At 48.5% G+C, this 18,065-nt stretch carries 15 protein-coding genes; 12 read left to right on the forward strand and 3 right to left on the reverse strand.

Annotation, left to right across the window (positions count from 1 at the left end; genetic code table 11):
* The 10 genes from VN105_RS27840 to VN105_RS27885 all read left to right on the forward strand — a co-directional run.
* On the forward strand, positions 1-1,886 hold a 1,886-nt coding region (locus tag VN105_RS27840; protein ID WP_325646430.1), incomplete at its 5' end, for a hypothetical protein.
* A gap of 36 nt (positions 1,887-1,922) precedes the next feature.
* Positions 1,923-3,524, forward strand: a complete 1,602-nt coding sequence (locus VN105_RS27845; protein WP_325646432.1) for a SusD/RagB family nutrient-binding outer membrane lipoprotein — start codon at positions 1,923-1,925, stop codon at positions 3,522-3,524.
* A 128-nt stretch (positions 3,525-3,652) separates the two neighbouring features.
* On the forward strand, positions 3,653-4,249 hold the full coding sequence (locus VN105_RS27850) for an RNA polymerase sigma factor (protein WP_325646434.1): 597 nt from the start codon (positions 3,653-3,655) through the stop codon (positions 4,247-4,249).
* A 109-nt stretch (positions 4,250-4,358) separates the two neighbouring features.
* Positions 4,359-4,766, forward strand: coding sequence for an L-rhamnose mutarotase (locus VN105_RS27855; RefSeq protein ID WP_325646437.1), 408 nt, complete (start codon positions 4,359-4,361; stop codon positions 4,764-4,766).
* 83 nt (positions 4,767-4,849) lie between these two features.
* Entirely contained in the window at positions 4,850-5,443 is a 594-nt protein-coding gene (locus tag VN105_RS27860; protein ID WP_325646439.1) for an RNA polymerase sigma factor, read from the forward strand.
* 84 nt (positions 5,444-5,527) lie between these two features.
* Positions 5,528-6,718: a FecR family protein gene (locus VN105_RS27865; RefSeq protein WP_325646442.1), complete on the forward strand. Its 1,191-nt coding sequence runs from the start codon at positions 5,528-5,530 to the stop codon at positions 6,716-6,718.
* Positions 6,719-6,918: 200 nt separating this feature from the next.
* Entirely contained in the window at positions 6,919-10,227 is a 3,309-nt protein-coding gene (locus VN105_RS27870; protein ID WP_325646443.1) for a TonB-dependent receptor, read from the forward strand.
* Between the two features lie 11 nt (positions 10,228-10,238).
* A complete protein-coding gene (locus VN105_RS27875) occupies positions 10,239-11,777 on the forward strand; it encodes a RagB/SusD family nutrient uptake outer membrane protein (protein WP_325646445.1) in 1,539 nt (512 codons plus the stop codon).
* A 2-nt stretch (positions 11,778-11,779) separates the two neighbouring features.
* Positions 11,780-13,627: an alpha-1,3-galactosidase-related protein gene (locus tag VN105_RS27880; protein WP_325646447.1), complete on the forward strand. Its 1,848-nt coding sequence runs from the start codon at positions 11,780-11,782 to the stop codon at positions 13,625-13,627.
* Positions 13,603-15,051, forward strand: a complete 1,449-nt coding sequence (locus tag VN105_RS27885; RefSeq protein WP_325646449.1) for a sialate O-acetylesterase — start codon at positions 13,603-13,605, stop codon at positions 15,049-15,051. The genes VN105_RS27880 and VN105_RS27885 overlap by 25 nt, the downstream gene beginning before the upstream one ends.
* 17 nt (positions 15,052-15,068) lie before the next feature.
* Here the strand turns inward: VN105_RS27885 and VN105_RS27890 are convergent, their stop codons facing one another.
* On the reverse strand, positions 15,069-15,422 hold the full coding sequence (locus VN105_RS27890; RefSeq protein WP_325646451.1) for a hypothetical protein: 354 nt from the start codon (positions 15,420-15,422) through the stop codon (positions 15,069-15,071).
* Between the two features lie 265 nt (positions 15,423-15,687).
* On the opposite strand from VN105_RS27890, the gene VN105_RS27895 reads away from it, so the two are divergent.
* Both VN105_RS27895 and VN105_RS27900 read left to right on the forward strand, forming a co-directional pair.
* Positions 15,688-15,873 (forward strand): hypothetical protein, encoded by a 186-nt coding sequence (locus tag VN105_RS27895; protein ID WP_325646453.1) that lies wholly within the window; start codon positions 15,688-15,690, stop codon positions 15,871-15,873.
* 181 nt (positions 15,874-16,054) lie between these two features.
* On the forward strand, positions 16,055-17,083 hold the full coding sequence (locus VN105_RS27900) for an LLM class flavin-dependent oxidoreductase (protein ID WP_325646455.1): 1,029 nt from the start codon (positions 16,055-16,057) through the stop codon (positions 17,081-17,083).
* An 18-nt stretch (positions 17,084-17,101) separates the two neighbouring features.
* Here VN105_RS27900 and VN105_RS27905 read toward each other — a convergent pair whose 3' ends face one another.
* Positions 17,102-17,650, reverse strand: coding sequence for a pyridoxamine 5'-phosphate oxidase family protein (locus tag VN105_RS27905; protein ID WP_325646457.1), 549 nt, complete (start codon positions 17,648-17,650; stop codon positions 17,102-17,104).
* An 86-nt stretch (positions 17,651-17,736) separates the two neighbouring features.
* Positions 17,737-18,065 (reverse strand): 5' nucleotidase, NT5C type (locus VN105_RS27910; RefSeq protein WP_414647273.1); only part of this gene is annotated, 329 nt, incomplete at its 5' end.

Raw genomic sequence — 18,065 nt, forward strand, 5'->3', positions numbered from 1 at the left:
GCGGCGCCACCGTATGGAACATCTATGAAAATAATACAGATCAGAACAGGCGTAAATTACTGGCAGGCGTACAACTGAATTATGAAGCCACCGATTTCCTGGATTTTATTTTCCGGGGAGGATTGGATAATAATACCAATGAGATGACCATCAAGAACAGACCCACTGATGTGATAGGCATCACAAAAGTGTACTATGGTCATGGTACAGAGCGCGATAACGCTTCCAACATGGACTTCATCGGAACGCTGCATAAAGATAAAATGCTGAATGGTGTGCTCAACGCAAAGTTCTCGCTGGGTGGAACTATTTACCAGCGCGATATGTACGGCATGTTCAATTACAATGATAACTGGGCTATTCCGAATGTATATTCACTGAACACAGGTACCTATCTCGGCAACCCGCACCCGGTAACAGAAAGCCAGTTGCGCAAACGCATGAATTCTGTGTACAGTTTCATTAACCTGTCGTACAAGGATTTTCTTTACCTGGATGTAACCGGTCGTAACGACTGGTCATCTGCCCTGCCCAAAGGACAATGGTCTTATTTCTTCCCATCCTTTGCAGGTAGCTTTGTATTTTCTGATCTGCTGAAAGCAGATCCTGCTGTATTCAGTTTTGGTAAAGTAAGGGTGGCATGGGCACAGGCTGCAGTAGATCCGGCACCTTACCAGATCAACTACAATTATTCCGGTGTAACCTTCGCAGGCCAGGCGGCTACCATGTTACCGGGTTCATTACCGGCGCGCGACTTTAAACCTGCTATTAATACTACCGCCGATTTCGGCCTGGTATTGGGTTTTCTCAACAACCGTTTGAATGCTGATTTCAGGTATTACAAAGGAAAATCCAGGAACCAGATCCTCAGTTCCCCGCTGCCTATGAGTTCAGGCGTAAGCAGCATTGTAGTGAATACGGGCGTACTGGAAAATTCAGGACTGGAGCTGATCCTGCGTGCTAAAGTAATTGACACGAAAGACTTTGGATGGGATGTATCCCTCAACCTGGCGCACAGTAATAATAAACTGCTGTCGCTGTCAGACGGTACCGACCGTGTAGATATGGCCAGCGCCTGGAACGATGGCGGCGCACATGGCCCGGTTATTTCTGCGCATGTAGGCGACCAATTCGGTACTATTTACGGGTATGATTATAAATACGATAAAACTACCGGGCTGCCGCTGATGGTGAAAGATCCCTTTGGTAACTCCGCTATGAATGGTACCCTGTACCAGGCTACAGACGGTTTGGTGCCATTGGGCAACGCCACTCCTAAATTAACAGGCGGTATCACCAATACCTTCAGGTTCAAAGGCGGCATTTCAGTAAGTACCCTCATTGATGCAAAAATTGGCGGCGACATCTGGTCCGGTACCTATGCCACCATCATGCAACAGGGACAGGCGCCGGAAACACTGAAAGAAAGAAATGGCGGTGGATTACCCTATACCACACCTGATGGCACACAAACCAACTGGGGGGTAATATTGCCAGGTGTGTTCCCTGATGGAAAGGTGAATGATAATGTAGTGCATTACTATTACAAATACATGCCATATGGCGTATGGAGCAGTACTGATCTGGGTTCCGGCGTAAAAGGAAGCGACTGGATCAACAAAGGAGCTGTGCTTGAAAATACCTGGGTAAAGATGAGGGAGATCTCTGTGAACTACCAGGTGCCACAGAGCTTTATCAGGAAAACAAAAGTATTCCAGGCAGCCTCCCTGTCGCTCGTAGGAAGGGATCTTTTCTACCTCTATACCACTTTGCCGGATCATATCAATCCTGAAGGCGTGAACGGCGCCGGTAATGCGCAGGGCCTGGAGTTTATGTCTATGCCAAGTTTCCGCTCCTTAGGTTTCCAGGTAAGGGTTTCTTTTTAAGGAACAGATCATCTCACTGATTAAAATGTGCAAAACATGAAGAACGCAAAGAAAATATTTCTCTATATAGCCGGTATTTCCGTAACGCTTGGTGCGTGTACCAAAGATTTCCAGGAGATCAACACCACGCCGGGATTACCTACCAGCACCACCATACCGCCCATGGTAAACGGGGTGATCAGCACGTTGTTCCTGAAAGGGCAGGAGCAGGCTGCCATTCATAACGAATATTATTACCCGGTTACCCAGCTGGCTGGCCTCAGTGGCAGTTCGGGCTACCTGGTACAGAATGGCGCACTGGACATCTGGAATGATTATTATGCCACCCTGCAGAACCTGAACCAGATCCAGGATAAGATAGATGCTTATGAGGGAGACAAAGCGGAGATGGATAATATCCAATCCATTACTTACATTTTACGCGCCTATAAAACGCTGCGTATCACTGATCAGTTTGGGGATATTCCTTACTCGGAGGCTGGTAAGGCTTATACCTATAATACCACCAACTACCGCCCGAAATATGATTCCCAGGAAAGCATCTATAAAAGTTTACTGGAGCAGCTGAAATGGGCGTCGCAACATCTTACCACCGCTGCAACTACGCCTGGAGGTAAACCTTATCAGTCGCTGGGCGCTTCGGAAACACTGTTTGCCAACAGCATCGCCATGTGGCAGAAGTTCGGCAATTCATTGCTGCTGCGTTATGCCATGCAGATAGTAGAGAAAGACGCAGCTACCGCCACGCCTTACCTGCAATATGCCCTGAGCGGTATTCCGCTGATAGGAGAAGGGGAAGATGCCGGCATGTGGCCGGGGAAACTGGGGGGCTATGTGCTGAACGACAGCCGCTTCTGGTCTTTCACCTCGCATAAATTTGTGCGCTTAAGCACCACCTGCTGGAACATGATGGCGGATGGCACCACTACGGCGCAGATCTTTGACCCCCGGGCGGTGTTATTCTTTGAAACCAACCAGGCCGGCCAGTGGGCGCCACTACAGCCTGGCAGCACCGTGAGCGATAATAACAATCCTTATCAGGATAAGCGGGATGCGGATTTTACGAACAAAGACAATTGTAAATTTTCTCCGTTCAATTATTACATCGTACGGGATATTTACTACCAGCCGGAATTATTTATGACGGCAGCCGAAGTACGCTTCCTGAAGGCGGAAGCGTATGCCCGTGGTCTTGGTGTGGCTAAGAATATGGCCACTGCGGGAACCGAGTACACTGCAGGTATTACCTCCGCTGTGAATTTCTGGTATTACATCGCGCATAATACCAATGTGACCAACGATGCATGGTCAACGGTAGCTCCTGCCAGTCCAACACCAGCGCAGATGACCGCTTTCCTCGCCAACCCGAAAGTAGCGTTCGCCGGTACCGACGAACAGAAGCTGGATAAGATCTACGCACAGGAATGGTTATCGTTTTTCCGTCAGCCCTGGCTTGCTTACAATTTATGGAGAAGAACCGGCCGCACCCCGCGCAATGGCAATCCTGCTACGTATGTAAACTTTAACAGGTTACAGTATCCAACGCAGGAATCGGTTAATAATACTGCTAATTACCAGGCCCAGTCCGACAAGATGGGCGGTAATTCCACCACCGTGAAGGTTTGGTGGATGAAATAAGACTGTGAATTTAGATGAATAATAACAGCCCCGGGGATGTCATCTCCCCGGGGCTTCTTTATGGTACTGCTTCCAGGAAATATCAATTCGCAATTAAATTTTGCTACATTAGCGGGGGGCCATTTCCTATGCATGCGCAGCTATATAACGATAAAGAACTATTCCGGCTGATTTCGGAAGGCGATGAAACCGCTTTCCGTATGCTTTTCCGGCGGTATGTTCCGGAGCTGCGGCCACTTATCCTGCATCTTACCAAAACCGCTGCCGTTACAGATGATATAATCCAGGAAACATTCCTCCGGTTGTGGATCAGCCGCGATAAGCTGCCTGAAATAGACGTTCCCCGTTCCTGGCTGCTGCGGATCGCTTTTCATCTTTCATTTTCCTGGCTCCGCAAACAGGTGGTGCATCATAAAGCCATTGATGCCATTGCATCAGACTATACACGGGAACAACCGGCCAGCAACACAGAGGAAACTATGGTGTTCAATGCTATGATGAAGCAGGTAAGCGCTGCAGTGGCACAATTGCCGCCCCAGGCAAAGCGCATTTATCTCCTGAGCAGGGAGAGAGGGCTTAAAATACCGGAGATTGCCGGCGAGTTGTCCATTTCCCCCAACACAGTTAAAAACTCCCTTGTAAGGTCGTTGCAGTTTATCCGGAAGCAACTGGAGTTATCCGGGCACCTTTTTCCTGCTGTAGTGGTGTGGTTGCTTACCCGCTGAGTTTTTTCTAAAAACACATCTGCAATAGTCAATATCGTGCTGAAATAAGTCAAGGAAATAGGGATAACATTGCCGGTTGCCCGCTAACTTCGTTGCTCAAACCACGATTATGAATCGCTATCACCTGTTGTTGTTATCATTGCTGTTTTTGTTTTCCTGTAAAGATGTGCCGCATCAGGGCAGCCGTTACGGAATGGTTACCGGCCTCCGGCCGGAGAAAATAGACGAGTATAAATCATTGCACGCCAAAGTATGGCCGGATGTGCTGAAAACGATTAAAGCCTGTAACATCCACAATTATTCCATCTACCTGAAAAATATTGACGACCGCTGGTACCTGTTCAGTTATTTTGAATATACCGGGAAAGATTTTAATGAAGATATGGAGAAGATGAAGAAAGACAGCATCACCTGGCAATGGTGGAAAGTAACCGCGCCTTGCCAGCTGCCTTTGCCGGATGCTGCAGCCAAAGGGGAAACCTGGTCGGGTATGGAAGAAGTTTTTCATGTGGAATAAACAGCCTTTTGCCGAACCATAAAATTAATACACCCCATACCGGTTTTTGATTACATTTATACCCTGTAATCAAACCGATACGTTTGTCATTCGTTCAGTTATACAATGAAAAAGAGCTCCTTGCAGGCGTTGCCCGGGGAGATGAAAAGGCATTTCATGCCCTCTATTATCATTACAGTCCGCGTATTTACAGCAATTTACTGAAACTGGTGAAGTCGGCACACCTGGCGCAGGAGCTGCTGCAGCAGGTGTTTGTAAACATCTGGCTCCGGCACAGCACCATTGACCCGGAGAAATCTTTTCGTTCCTACCTGTTTGCCACTGCCAATAACCTGGTGATTGATTTTTACCGGAAAGTGAAGCGGGACAAGCTTTTGATGGATAAGCTGCTCACCGCTGCCCAGGAGTATTACCAGCACACAGAAGAATGGCTGCATGAAAAAGAAACCAGGCATCTTATACAGGAAGCCATCGATGATCTTCCTCCCCAACGTAAGATCATATTTACGCTTTGCAAGCTGGAAAACAAAACCTATAAAGAGGTTAGCCAGCTGCTGGGCATTTCACCCGCTACGGTCAACAGCCAGATCGTAAAGGCTACCAGCGCTATCCAAAAGAAGCTGATGGCTAACCGGGACGTAGCTGGCGTCCTGCTGGCTTACCTGCTCCTTCGTTAACTATTTTTATTTATGGCGGAAGCCGGTTAGAAATTTTTTTTCTTCCGGGTAAATGTACCTTTTGGTTCGTTCGTATTAGCTGGTATGAATCAAGATCCCGATGCTTCTTTTTTGGAAGAATTATTTGCCAGGTTCCTGGATAACCGCTGCAGTGAAGAGGAGATCCGCCTGCTAATGGAATATGCAGAGAAAGAAGAATACCGGGAACTATTTTCCGGTATGATTGACCAGGTGGTAACAGCAAATCACGCAGAAGAGGAATCGTTGTACATAATGCATAAGAATGTAATTGATGAGGTAGGTATGCGGATCACACCGCCGGTACCGGCCCGTAAAACAGCGGTGCGCAGGTGGCTGCCTTATCGCGTGGCGGCAGCGGTGGCATTGCTGTTGCTGGCAGGAGGCGTTTGGCGCTGGTATTCCCGTTCACACGTCAAAACACCGGCTGACAATGCAGTGGCTCATATACCAAACATTACACCGGGAGGAAACAAAGCCATCCTGATCCTGGCAAACGGTGCGGCTGTTGCATTAGACAGTGCCGCGAACGGATTGCTTGCACAACAGGGACAAACACAAGTAATTAAATCAGCAACTGGTAATCTCGTGTATACCTCTACCACAGGGGCTTCTGCAGAGCCGCTGTACAACTCCATCATTACGCCAAAGGGCGTACAATACCAGATAACATTGTCCGACGGCACCAGGGTGTGGCTGAATGCCTCCTCCACGCTGCGTTTCCCGGCATCGTTCACCGGAACCAACAGGCAGGTAGCATTAACGGGAGAAGCGTATTTCGAAACTGCCATCAATGCAGAAAAACCTTTCGTGGTAGCGGTGGATAGCTTACGCGTTACCGTGCTTGGTACCAACTTCAACATCATGGCATATAAAGAGGAAAGAACCATCAATACCACGCTGCTGGCTGGCGCGGTAAGTGTAAGCGAAGGCCATACCACCACGCTGCTGAAACCCGGAGAACAGGCGCAGTTGGGGCAGCAGGGAAATATCCGGGTGGTAAAGAAGGCAGACATACGTGCCGTGATGGCCTGGAAAAACCGCCTCTTCTGGTTTGAACAGGATGATATCCATACTGTAATGCGGCAATTGTCAAGAGAATATAATATAGAAGTGGAGATCCGGGGTAATATCCAACGTCACTTTACCGGCTCCATCCCACGCGATGTGAATGTATCAACCGTTCTTGAAGTATTACAGAAAACAGGCGGGGTGCACTTTACAATGAACAATGGAAAAATAATTGTCACACCTTAAAACATGTTAGTTATGAGCACCTGACCGTAACAAGTGCCAAAAAAACCGGAAGCGGCCTAATGCTCCCGGTCAGTAAGGCAAAAGAGAACAATTCTTTCTGTAACCGTAATCTTTTATCCCAAATCAAATGTATGTATTTGAATGCTTATTTCAAAGGCAGGGGAGTCCTGTGCCTTCTCAATTCCACAACAGCAAAGGTTATGCAACTCACCGCTATTGTATTGCTCGCCGCATGTTTGCAGGTATGTGCCATTGCCCGTGCGCAAAAGGTAACCATATCCGGCAGGGACGTATCACTAAAGGATATCTTTACTGAGATCCGGAGCCAGACCGGCTACAATTTTATTTACACCAACGAAGACCTGCAACACGTTGTACCTGTAACACTGGATGTAAAAAACGCAGCGCTCCGCGATGTATTGGACATTTGCTTCGCCCGGCAGCCGCTGGATTATTCCATCCTGGAAAAAATAATTATTGTAAAACCCAAAACGCCTGCGCTATCTGTTGCAGCCAATGTAACCGGCACCGTTACCGACGCCGTTACAGGAAAGCCCCTGCCTGGTGTAACCATCCAGGTAAAAGGAACTTCCACCGGTATAGCAACGGATGAAAAAGGCCACTACAGCCTGAGCGCGCCGGACAATGCCGTGCTGGTATTTTCTTACCTGGGTTATATAAAGAAAGAAGTATCACTGGCGGGGCAGGCCACGGTAAATGTGTCTCTTTCACCTGCCAATACCGGCCTGAATGAAGTGATAGTAGTGGGATATGGTACGCAGCGCAAAGAAGATCTTTCCGGTTCGGTATCTTCCATTAACTACGACCAGCAAATGCAAAACCGCGCCATTACGGATGTATCCCAGGCGCTGTCCGGCGCCGCATCAGGCATTGCAGTATCGCAAACCTCCGGGCAACCGGGCCGCGATGGCGCCGTGCTGCGTATCCGCGGCGTAGGCACGCTCAATAATTCAGATCCGCTGGTGCTCATTGACGGCATCGTAGGATCGCTGAATAACCTGAATCCCAACGATGTGGCCAGCATCTCCATCCTGAAGGATGCCGCTTCCGCAGCCATCTATGGCTCCCGTGCAGCCAACGGCGTTATTCTCGTTACCACCAAAAGAGGGAAGAAAGGAAAAACCGTGATCAACTACAACGGGTCCACCGGCCTGCAAAAAGCCACACATCTCTTTGAACCGGTAACGGATTATGTTACCTATATGCAGCTGATGAACCGTATCCAGAAATCGGATAACCCCGATAATACGGATCTCTTCAAACCAGCTACCATAGAAGCCTGGAAGAATGCCAAAGACCCGGTGTTATTTCCCAACACCAACTGGATGGATGTGATCTTCAAACAAGGTATCATCACCCGGCACAACCTGTCCATCAGCGGGGGGAATGAAAAAACGGATTACTATCTCTCCATGGGATATCTCTATAACAAGGGTATCATGGAGTCTACAGACAATACCAAGTATTCTTTGCGCTTAAATATGAATCATAAAATAAGCGATAAGATAAAGATAGGCGCCATCCTCACTTCTTACTGGAACAAGGTGAACGAGCCTTTTGATGTAACCACCCTGTTGTATTACAGCGCCAATTCTGTACCGGGCGTAACGCCTACAATGACTAAAGACGGTGTAACCCGCTACGGGGGAAGGAATACAGACGATGAAAGCCTGAACGCCATCAACCCGCAACAGTATATGGATACCTGGTTTTATCCGCAGGTGGGGCAATACTCGTTCGCTAAACTATACGGCGAATGGGAAATCACGAAAGACCTTAAATGGCAGGTAAACGGAAGCGCGGAAGTATATAACAAGGAAGGCAAACAATACAAGTATTCCGGCAGTATACAGAATCTCTGGAATTTCCAGAAAGATGAAGTAACGGTTAGCAACGCATCCGTTCCGTCTACGCTGTACCAGCGGAATGATAACAGCCTGGGACTCACGTTTTACACCACCCTTAATTATGATAAAACATTTGCGCAGGATCACCATATTACCGCACTTGCAGGCGCCAGCAGGGAAATAAACCGCAACGCCTGGTTTGCCGGCAGCGTGCAGGGCTTTCCCTCTAACGATACCTGGGAGCTCAGCGCCGGCCTTTCACAACCCATTGTAAGTGGTACTTCCTCTTCTTCCGCATTATCGTCTTATTTCGGAAGGATAAACTACAGCTACAAAGAAAAATACCTGCTCGAAGCCAACCTCCGTTACGACGGATCATCGCGCTTTGCCAGCGGTAACCGCTGGGGTGTATTCCCGTCTTTTTCAGGTGCATGGCGACTGAGCAAAGAGAACTTCTTCCGTAATGCAGATATCTCTTTTATAGATGATATCAAGATCCGCGGGTCATGGGGAAAGCTGGGTAACCAGAATATAGGACTGTACCAGTACATGGGATTGTATGCAGCCGGGCAGAACTATATTTTCGGCAACAGCCTGTCTGCCGGCCTGGCGCCAAAAGCACTGCCAAACCCGGATATCACCTGGGAAACTACCGCTACTACGGATATAGGCGCAGACATCAGCCTGTTCAGGGAACATTTCGATGTTACATTCGACTGGTACAACCGCCGCACCAGCAACATCCTGGTACAGTTGCCGCTGTCGTCTTTATACGGCGCACTCACACCGCCTTACCAGAATGTGGCCGTAGTGCAGAACAGGGGATGGGAAGTGGCACTTGGTTATAAGAACAGTGCGGGCAATTTCCAGTATGCCGTCAGCGGTAACCTGAGTCATAATACCAATAACGTATTGCATTACCAGGGCAACCCGGATGTAATACAAAGCATCGGTAATAACTCTATCATCAAGCAGGGACTGCCTATTGGCGCATTATACGGCTACCAGGCGGAAGGTACTTTTAAAAACCAGCATGATATCGACAACTGGGCCAAACAAAAATTATCCGGCTCCAACAAACCGGGCGATCTTAAATATGCCGATGTCAAACAAGACGGCGTTATCAATGGCGGCGACCGTACCTACCTGGGCAGTGTAATTCCTGAATATACTTATGGGCTTAGTCTCCAGGCAGGATACAAAGGTATTTCACTGTCTGTTTTATTCCAGGGCATCGGCGGTGTAAAAAGATATTACCAGAACCTTTGGTATACCAGTGCTGTGCGCTATGGCCGGGAAATTAACTCGTATTTCCTCAATGCATGGTCTGCCGAAAATCCCAACAGCGATATCCCAAGGCTTACAACAGACAGTAACAGCGACAATACGCAGGCCTCCTCTTTCTGGGTGCAGAACGGTTCATACCTGAGAGTGAAAAATATGCAGCTCTCTTACAGTTTCCCCGCAAGCTGGCTGAAGAAAACATTCATTTCAGGTATACAGGTGTATGCGGATGCACAGAACCCATTCACCTGGACAAAATACAACGGGCTGGATCCCGAAACAGGGAATTACACCGATTACCAGATTGAGAATCCGAATGTGCGCACCTTCTCACTGGGATTAAATGCCTCATTCTAAACTAGTGTACCATGAAGAAAATAACGCTTGCACTATATATCATCCTGCTGGCAGGATGCACAAAAGACTTTCTAAATTCGAAGCCATCTGATCAACTGTCGGATACCAACTTCTGGCAATCCGACGCTGATGCGCTTTCCGGCATCACCGCCATTTATGAGCAGATGCAGCATAACTACCAGATCTACGGCTACAATCCTATGACGGATGGCATGACGCCCAATGCCTGGATCTGGAGCGATTACCTGGAAGGTTACGGAGGCATTTCCAAAGGCAACCTGCTGCCCACACTCACTACTCCGGTGAATGACAAGTGGGTGCAGTTATATAACGGCATTTACAAAGCCAACCTGGCGCTGGAAAAAGTACCGGGTATTAAAATGGATGAAACCCTGAAGGGACGGCTACTCGCAGAGGCACAGTTTTTACGTGCATTGTTTTATTACAACCTTGCCGATTATTACGGAGGCGTACCGCTTATTGAACACACCCTGCAACTGGGTGCTGATCTTCCCGGAAGGAATACCCGCGAAGAAGTGTTGAATTTTGTAGAAACACAATGCGATGAAGCTGTTAAAGCCCTGCCTGCGGTATATGACAAAGCCAATACCGGAAGGGCCACCATGGGCGCTGCACTGATGCTCAAAGCAAAAGCGCTGCTGCTGGCAAAACAATACCAGCAGGTAGCCGCCGTCGCCAAACAGATCATCGATAAAGGCCAGTACCAGTTGTATGATAACTATGAGGCCATGTTCACGGATGTAGCCGCAGAGAATAATGCCGAAGTGATATTTGATGTACAGTATGCCGGGCCTGGTTTAGGAGAAGGTAGTCCGCTGGATGGATTTATGGGCCCCCAGAGCTCTTTCGGGAAAGGATGGGACCAGGCGTACCCAACGCAGGATTTAGTGAACAGTTATGAGATGAAGAACGGGAAGATGATCACTGATCCCGCTTCCGGTTACGACCCTGCCAACCCGTTTAAAGACAGGGATCCGCGGCTGGATTATACCATTATCCGGCCTGGTTCCGTGTGGAAAGGGATTGCATACGATAACATCAAGGTAGGCGGTGCAAAATCCACTTTCATCGGTTACCTGCCAAGAAAACATGTACTCACCGTAGATGGTTTTAACTGGGGCGATTCGCCGCTGAACTACATCGTATTCCGCTACGCCGACCTGCTGCTGTTATATGCAGAAGCTGAGAACGAAACAAACGGCGCCAATGCAGCAGTGTATAATGCCATTAACCAGGTGAGGGCCAGGAAAGGGGTAAACATGCCGGCTATTCCTGCAGGCAAAACCAAGGAACAGATGAGGGATATTATCCGTCATGAAAGAAGGATAGAGCTGGCATTTGAAGGCATTTACTATTCGGATATCCGCCGCTGGGGTATCGCCAAAGAACTGATGGACGGCGCCGTGATCAAAACCATGACAGGGCAGCAACTGGATGTGCGCCATTTTGTGGATGCGCTGTACCTGTGGCCGGTTCCACAGGGAGAAATAGATCTGAATCCAAAACTGGTACAAAACCCGGGATACTAATTATGCATAGGTATTTAAACAGGATAGTCATCTTAACAGCAATGCTGTTGCTGGTGCAATACACGCAGGGCGCTGCCGCATACGATACCGTATACGTAACCAGTTTCGGCGCCCGGGTGAATAGTCGCGCTGATGCGGTGACCGCCGTAAAAGCGGCGCTGGAAGCCTGCCGTAAAAAGAAAAATCCCCTGTTGTTTTTCCCGGCGGGGCGGTACGATTTCTGGCCTCAACACGCGGAAGAGAAAGTGTACTACGAATCCAATACATCCGACATCAACCCGAAGTATAACGCCATTATGATTGAAGGATTCAGGCAGCTGGTGATAGAAGGTGCAGGGTCGGAGTTTGTGTATCATGGCCGCATACAGCCGTTCACCATTGAGCGGAGCAGTTATGTTACACTCCGTAATTTTTCCATCGACTGGGATTACCCGCTTACCGCGCAGGCTTCCGTGGTGGATACCGCGGCTTCGTATATGGATGTACGTATTGACACCGCGCAGTATCCTTACACCATCGTAAACGGTCAGCTGCTGTTTGCCGCCGAAGGCTGGAGCGGGAAAATCACCGGCGTGATGGAATACATGAAGGGTACGCATCTCATCGCCTACAGAACAGGCGATGATCCCAGTGCCCTGGGGCCGGGCTGGCGGGGCTATAAAGCCACTGTTATGAACAATGGTGTGGTACGCCTGCAGTATCCATTCAAAAGAAAGCCGTCGCCGGGCAACATCCTGGTGCTGCGGCACAACGCCCGGGATCATGCCATGATCTTTGTTACGCATAGCAACAACATCGCTATGGAAAATGTGACAGGCTATCATTGCGCAGGGTTAGGGATTTTATCGCAGTATACGGAGGAGCTGCGTTTTAAAAACATCTCCATAGTTCCGAATATAAAAAAAGGCAGGTATTTCAGCGGTCATGATGACGGTTTGCATTTCTCCAATTGCAGGGGAAATATCGAGGTAGACAGCTGCCGTTTCGGGGGCCTTATGGATGATCCGATTAACGTGCATGGCACTTATGTGCGCATCATCAGTAAAACGGCTAAAAACAGGCTGCTATGCCGTTTTATGGAGCCTATGAGCGTGGGCATGGAATGGGCGGAAGCTGGAGATGATATCACTTTCATCGACCATCATTCACTGGCAACTACCGGTAAAGGCAGGGTGACCGCCTTCCGGAAAATTAACACCACGGATTTTGAGCTGACGCTTTCGGAGGAAATACCGGCGCATGTGAACGAAAAAGACGGCCTGGAAAATATGAGCTGGACACCGGCGGTTACTGTCCGTCATTCTTCTTTTGAAAGCTGCCGCGCCCGCGGACTGCTGGTCACCACTCCTAAAAAAGTGATCATTGAAAACAACAGCTTTGCCTCCAGCGGATCGGCTATCCTTATCGCGGGCGATGTAAATTCCTGGTACGAATCCGGCGCTATCACCGATCTGCTGATAAAAGGAAATACCTTTCTCGCGGCGTGTAATACATCCGATTACCAGTTTACCGAAGCCGTGATCAGCATTTATCCGGAAATCCCTGTAATGAATGACAGTACGCCGTTGTACCATAAAAATATACGGATAGAAGGGAACCGCTTCCACGCATTCGACTACCCGGTATTATTTGCACAATCGGTAGATGGTTTATTGTTTACCGGTAATGACCTCGCCAGGAGTTACGATTATAAACCCTATCATACCAGGAAGGCAACCTTTTTCCTGTCGGGCTGCAGGAACGTCCGTATTGAAAATAACAAGGTAGCTGCCGACCTGCTGGGGAAGAATGTGGAATTTAAATTTATGAAGAAGAAAGAAATACAATGCCAGGAAGAATTTACTTTTTAAACCTGCTGATGCTGTTCCTTTTCCCGTTGGAAAACGCGGCACAGCTGCATTCCGGTCGCTTATCACTGCCTGCGGTGATAAGCGACCATATGGTGTTGCAGCAACGAACAAAGGCTGTATTATGGGGATGGGCGGAAAAAGGAAGCGAGGTAAATATAGCGCCGGGCTGGACTTCGGAAAAGTATACTACTGTTACAGACAGCACCGGGAAATGGAAAGCCCGTATTCCCACGCCGCCTGCCGGAGGTCCGTACAGTATTGAATTTAGCGGGAACGGAACACATATCAGGGTGAAGGATGTATTCATCGGGGAGGTGTGGGTATGCTCCGGGCAATCCAATATGGAAATGCCTTTGAAAGGGTACCGGAAACAACCCGTATTAAACGCAGCGGCTATCATTGCTGATGCGGCGCATCACCCCGAGATACATGTTTTCCGGGTGCCTAAAGTGGTATCGGCAACGCCTTTAAATGATTGCGCCGGCAGCTGGAAGACAGCGGATACAAGTACAGCGCCTGATTTCAGCGCAGTGGCATACCAGTACGCAACCGCCCTGCAGGAGCGACTGAAAGTGCCTGTTGGCATCATTGCCACTTATTGGGGAGGAACCGCCATACAATCCTGGATGAGTGAGGAAACGCTGGCCCGCTTTCCTGAAGTATGGCTTACCGGCAGGCCGGATACGATCAGGGATCCTGAAAAGGATCCTGAGCATACACCATCCATTCTTTTTAATTCCATGATATTGCCCGTTTGTAACTATACGATAAAAGGATTCGTATGGTACCAGGGAGAATCGAACAGGGAACATCCCTTACTTTACCGCAGGCTGTTACCGGCTATGGTAAAAGAATGGAGAACACGGTGGAACGGAGGAACATTGCCTTTCTACTATGTGCAGATAGCGCCTTATGGATATGCGGATCCCGATCACAAATTGTTACCCGCTGTTTTAAGAGAATCGCAGTTACTGGCCCTGCACGATATTCCCCATGCCGGTATGGCGGTAATACTGGATGCGGGCGAAGAAAAATACATTCATCCGCCGGATAAAACAGTAGTAAGCCAGCGCCTGGCGTATTGGGCGCTTGCAAAAACATATCATCAAAAGGAGATTGATTATGCTTCACCTGTTTTCAGGAAGATGAAGATCAGGGGAAGGGAAGCCTGGCTTTATTTTGATTTTGTGAAAGAGGGTCTTACCAGTGGGAACAAAGCACCGGCACAATTTGAAATGGCAGGCAGTGATCATGTTTTCCACCCGGCAACCGCTGTGATCGTACACCGGAACCTGGTGAAGGTACACTGCGATGCCGTAACAGCACCGGTGGCAGTGAGATATGGATTTAAGAACTGGGTAAAGGGAGACCTGTATAACTCAGCAGGGCTACCTGCTTCTTCTTTCCGGACGGATAACTGGTAAATTTGCTGCGGCCAGTGTTAAAACCGAAAGTCATCTTTCTTACAGTAGAACCGGGGGGAATATTGATGAACCATACAACCTCCCAATGATATTTTTCCCGCGTGGGATTTTCTGAACATCTTTCGGCTGGGATAACCATACAGGATGGGAATAATATGTTTACCCGACAAACAAACCGGGCATTTTTCCCGGGCAGCAAAATCTGCGTAGTACTGGTAGTCCGGCACTTTGATAGTTACCAGGGTATCTGCAACTGTTGCCTGGGGAAAGCGGTATATCCTGCTTGGCCCTTCGCCCCATGCATAGTAAAATACACGATGGTTTTCCTTTGTCAGATCTATATGGATGATGCCACTCGTATCTAGGTACATAGTATCATTTGATAATGGAAAAACAATTTCCCCTATGTTCAGTTGCAGGGAGTCATCCGTCATAACAATAGCACGGAATTTATTTGTTTGTCCGGTACAGATGTGGACAGATAAAAACAAAACAATCAATAGTGGAAGTGACCTCATAGATAGGCGGATATATCAATCAAATATATAGATATTCTTTTTCTTTCCCCTTCCAAAGGCAGAATCAGCTTCCCGGACGGCACAGATATTGTTTGATCCATGTCAAATAACGCAAGCCATGAATGTAAAACGACTCTTCGGAACTATCCTGACTATCCTTGGTATAGCGGGTCTCATTTATGCCGGTTATGGATTTATCCGGCAGAATATGAACTGGCGGGAGCTGCTGGTGGCCGCCGTGATAGGTATTATTTTCTTTGCATCGGGTATAGGCCTTGTGAGGAATACCAAAGATGAGGCATAGAGAAAGTATTCAACCCCTGTTATAAAAAGCAGTTCAGCAGATCGGTAGATGTGTATGAAGTGCAGAAATTGCCGGCGCATTATGTGCTGAACTAATTTTTTATTGATGTGTTTAGATACTAAAGCCACCAACGGTGGCTTTTTTAATTGCTATATTTAGTGTCCAAAAAAGGGAGATCATCATGGAAGTAGGAATAGATAGTTTTGCTGCCACCGGCCGGTTAAAGAATAAACCACTCGCAGAAAGTAATATGGATGAAATGGCGGACCTGTTGGAACGGATTGCAGCAGCAGATCATGCCGGGCTGGATGTATTTGGTATTGGTGAGCATCACCGTAAGGAGTTCCTGGACTCTGCGCATACAGTGATCCTTGCAGCGGCAGCGGCACGTACAAAGCGTATCCGCTTGTCCAGCGCAGTAACGGTGCTCAGTGCTGCGGACCCGGTACGGGTATTTCAGCAATTTGCCACGTTGGACATTATTTCCCATGGCCGCGCCGAAATAGTAGTGGGCCGCGGATCCTTTATAGAAGCTTACCCGCTTTTTGGTTACAGCCTGCAGGATTATGATGCGCTTTTTGTGGAGAAACTGGACCTGCTTCTGCATATCCGGGATCATGAAACAGTAACATGGAAAGGCCGTTTCCGGCCGGCGCTTAACAACATCGCCATTTACCCGCGGCCGGTGCAGGACCCGTTGCCCATCTGGCTGGGTGTGGGTGGTACGCCACAATCATTTGTGCGTGCGGGTACCCTGGGTTTACCGTTAATGGTGGCTGTGATAGGAGGGGAAACACACCGTTTCCGGCCGTTGGTAGACCTGTACAGGGAAGCCGGCAGGAAAGCGGGGCATTCGCCCGACAAATTAACGGTAGGTCTTCATTCACTGGGTTATGTAGCGGAAAGCAGGGAGCAGGCAATGAACGACTACTTCCCCGGTTACGCTGAAACCTTTACCAGGATTGGGAAAGAACGGGGATGGCCGCCGGTAACAAGAGCGCAGTTTGATGCACAAACAGGACCCACGGGCGCATTGTTGGTAGGCGGTCCGACAGAGGTTGCGGAAAAAATATTGCGCCACGCAGAAGCACTGGGAGGCATTTCAAGAATTACTTTCCAGATGGATAATGCGGGTCTTTCCCACGAAAAACTGCTGAAGTCAATTGAACTGATCGGTAAATACATCGTTCCGCTGGTGAACGAAGCATAATTGCTAATTCCCGGATCATTATGCACCCAATGGGGTAGGCAATCCATCCATGCTTACCCTGTTTTTCTCTGCTTTATATGCCTCCAGTCCTTCAGGACCTTTCTTTTCGGCCCATTTGGCGGCATGATCGCGCTCCCCGGTGTATTCATACAAAGGAACGCCGAAGCCGCAGGAAGTTTGCACTTTATGAATATCAGCTACAATAATTTGCCTGGTGGCGGGCGGCAAGGTGAACAAGGCAGATAACCCGTCCCATTCGGGATCGCCCGGTAATGCCGTATAGCCTTTACCGTATAACCGGAGAATATTCGGCGGTCCGTCGAAAGCGCAGAACATAAAGGTGATACGGCCGTTTTCACGGAGATGCGCCGAGGTTTCATTCCCGCTGCCTACAATATCCAGGTAAGCTACCCGGTTGGAAGAAAGCACCCGGAAACTATCGAGTCCCTTCGGTGAAAGATTAACATGCCCCTGATCACTCAACGGGGCGGAGGCTACAAAGAACATTTTCTGTGCAGCGATGAAGTCCTGGTGCACGGGCTTAATATCGTCAAAAAATTTTCCCATATAAAGCGGCATTTAGGCGTAGTTCGTACGGGAAGGTACGAATTTTCCGGCGGACGGGTTGGCGGCAGATACCAGCCGCAAATTAACTACAGCAATTTCTTTGCTGCATCTTCCCAATCCATGATGCGCTCATAGCCCTCTACATGCACATTATGATGCCCGTGATACAGTAAAGGCCGGCCTTTGAAATTGGTGAAGTTGCGGATGAGATCATCTATCATAATGTCTGTTTGCACAATGGATTTATCGCCACAGAGGCAGTACTGCCGCCAGTCAAGGAACGGGAAATGCTCCTGCAGCCAGTCGTATTTATCTTTCAGTGAAGTAGGAAACTCCATGGCTGCGGACACGATATACAATTTGTATTTTTTATTCAGTTCTTTTATTACTTCCACTGCGTTGGGAAATATTTCCA

The sequence above is a fragment of the Chitinophaga sp. genome (assembly GCF_035564935.1).
Lineage (GTDB): Bacteria > Bacteroidota > Bacteroidia > Chitinophagales > Chitinophagaceae > Chitinophaga.

Coding starts and splice junctions, on each gene's coding strand:
- VN105_RS27845 (WP_325646432.1), top strand. CDS start 1,923: ATGAAGAACGCAAAGAAAATATTTCTCTATATAGCCGGTATTTCCGTA.
- VN105_RS27855 (WP_325646437.1), top strand. CDS start 4,359: ATGAATCGCTATCACCTGTTGTTGTTATCATTGCTGTTTTTGTTTTCC.
- VN105_RS27880 (WP_325646447.1), top strand. CDS start 11,780: ATGCATAGGTATTTAAACAGGATAGTCATCTTAACAGCAATGCTGTTG.
- VN105_RS27850 (WP_325646434.1), top strand. CDS start 3,653: ATGCATGCGCAGCTATATAACGATAAAGAACTATTCCGGCTGATTTCG.
- VN105_RS27885 (WP_325646449.1), top strand. CDS start 13,603: ATGCCAGGAAGAATTTACTTTTTAAACCTGCTGATGCTGTTCCTTTTC.
- VN105_RS27890 (WP_325646451.1), bottom strand. CDS start 15,422: ATGTACCTAGATACGAGTGGCATCATCCATATAGATCTGACAAAGGAA.
- VN105_RS27895 (WP_325646453.1), top strand. CDS start 15,688: ATGAATGTAAAACGACTCTTCGGAACTATCCTGACTATCCTTGGTATA.
- VN105_RS27875 (WP_325646445.1), top strand. CDS start 10,239: ATGAAGAAAATAACGCTTGCACTATATATCATCCTGCTGGCAGGATGC.
- VN105_RS27905 (WP_325646457.1), bottom strand. CDS start 17,650: ATGGGAAAATTTTTTGACGATATTAAGCCCGTGCACCAGGACTTCATC.
- VN105_RS27865 (WP_325646442.1), top strand. CDS start 5,528: ATGAATCAAGATCCCGATGCTTCTTTTTTGGAAGAATTATTTGCCAGG.
- VN105_RS27870 (WP_325646443.1), top strand. CDS start 6,919: ATGCAACTCACCGCTATTGTATTGCTCGCCGCATGTTTGCAGGTATGT.
- VN105_RS27900 (WP_325646455.1), top strand. CDS start 16,055: ATGGAAGTAGGAATAGATAGTTTTGCTGCCACCGGCCGGTTAAAGAAT.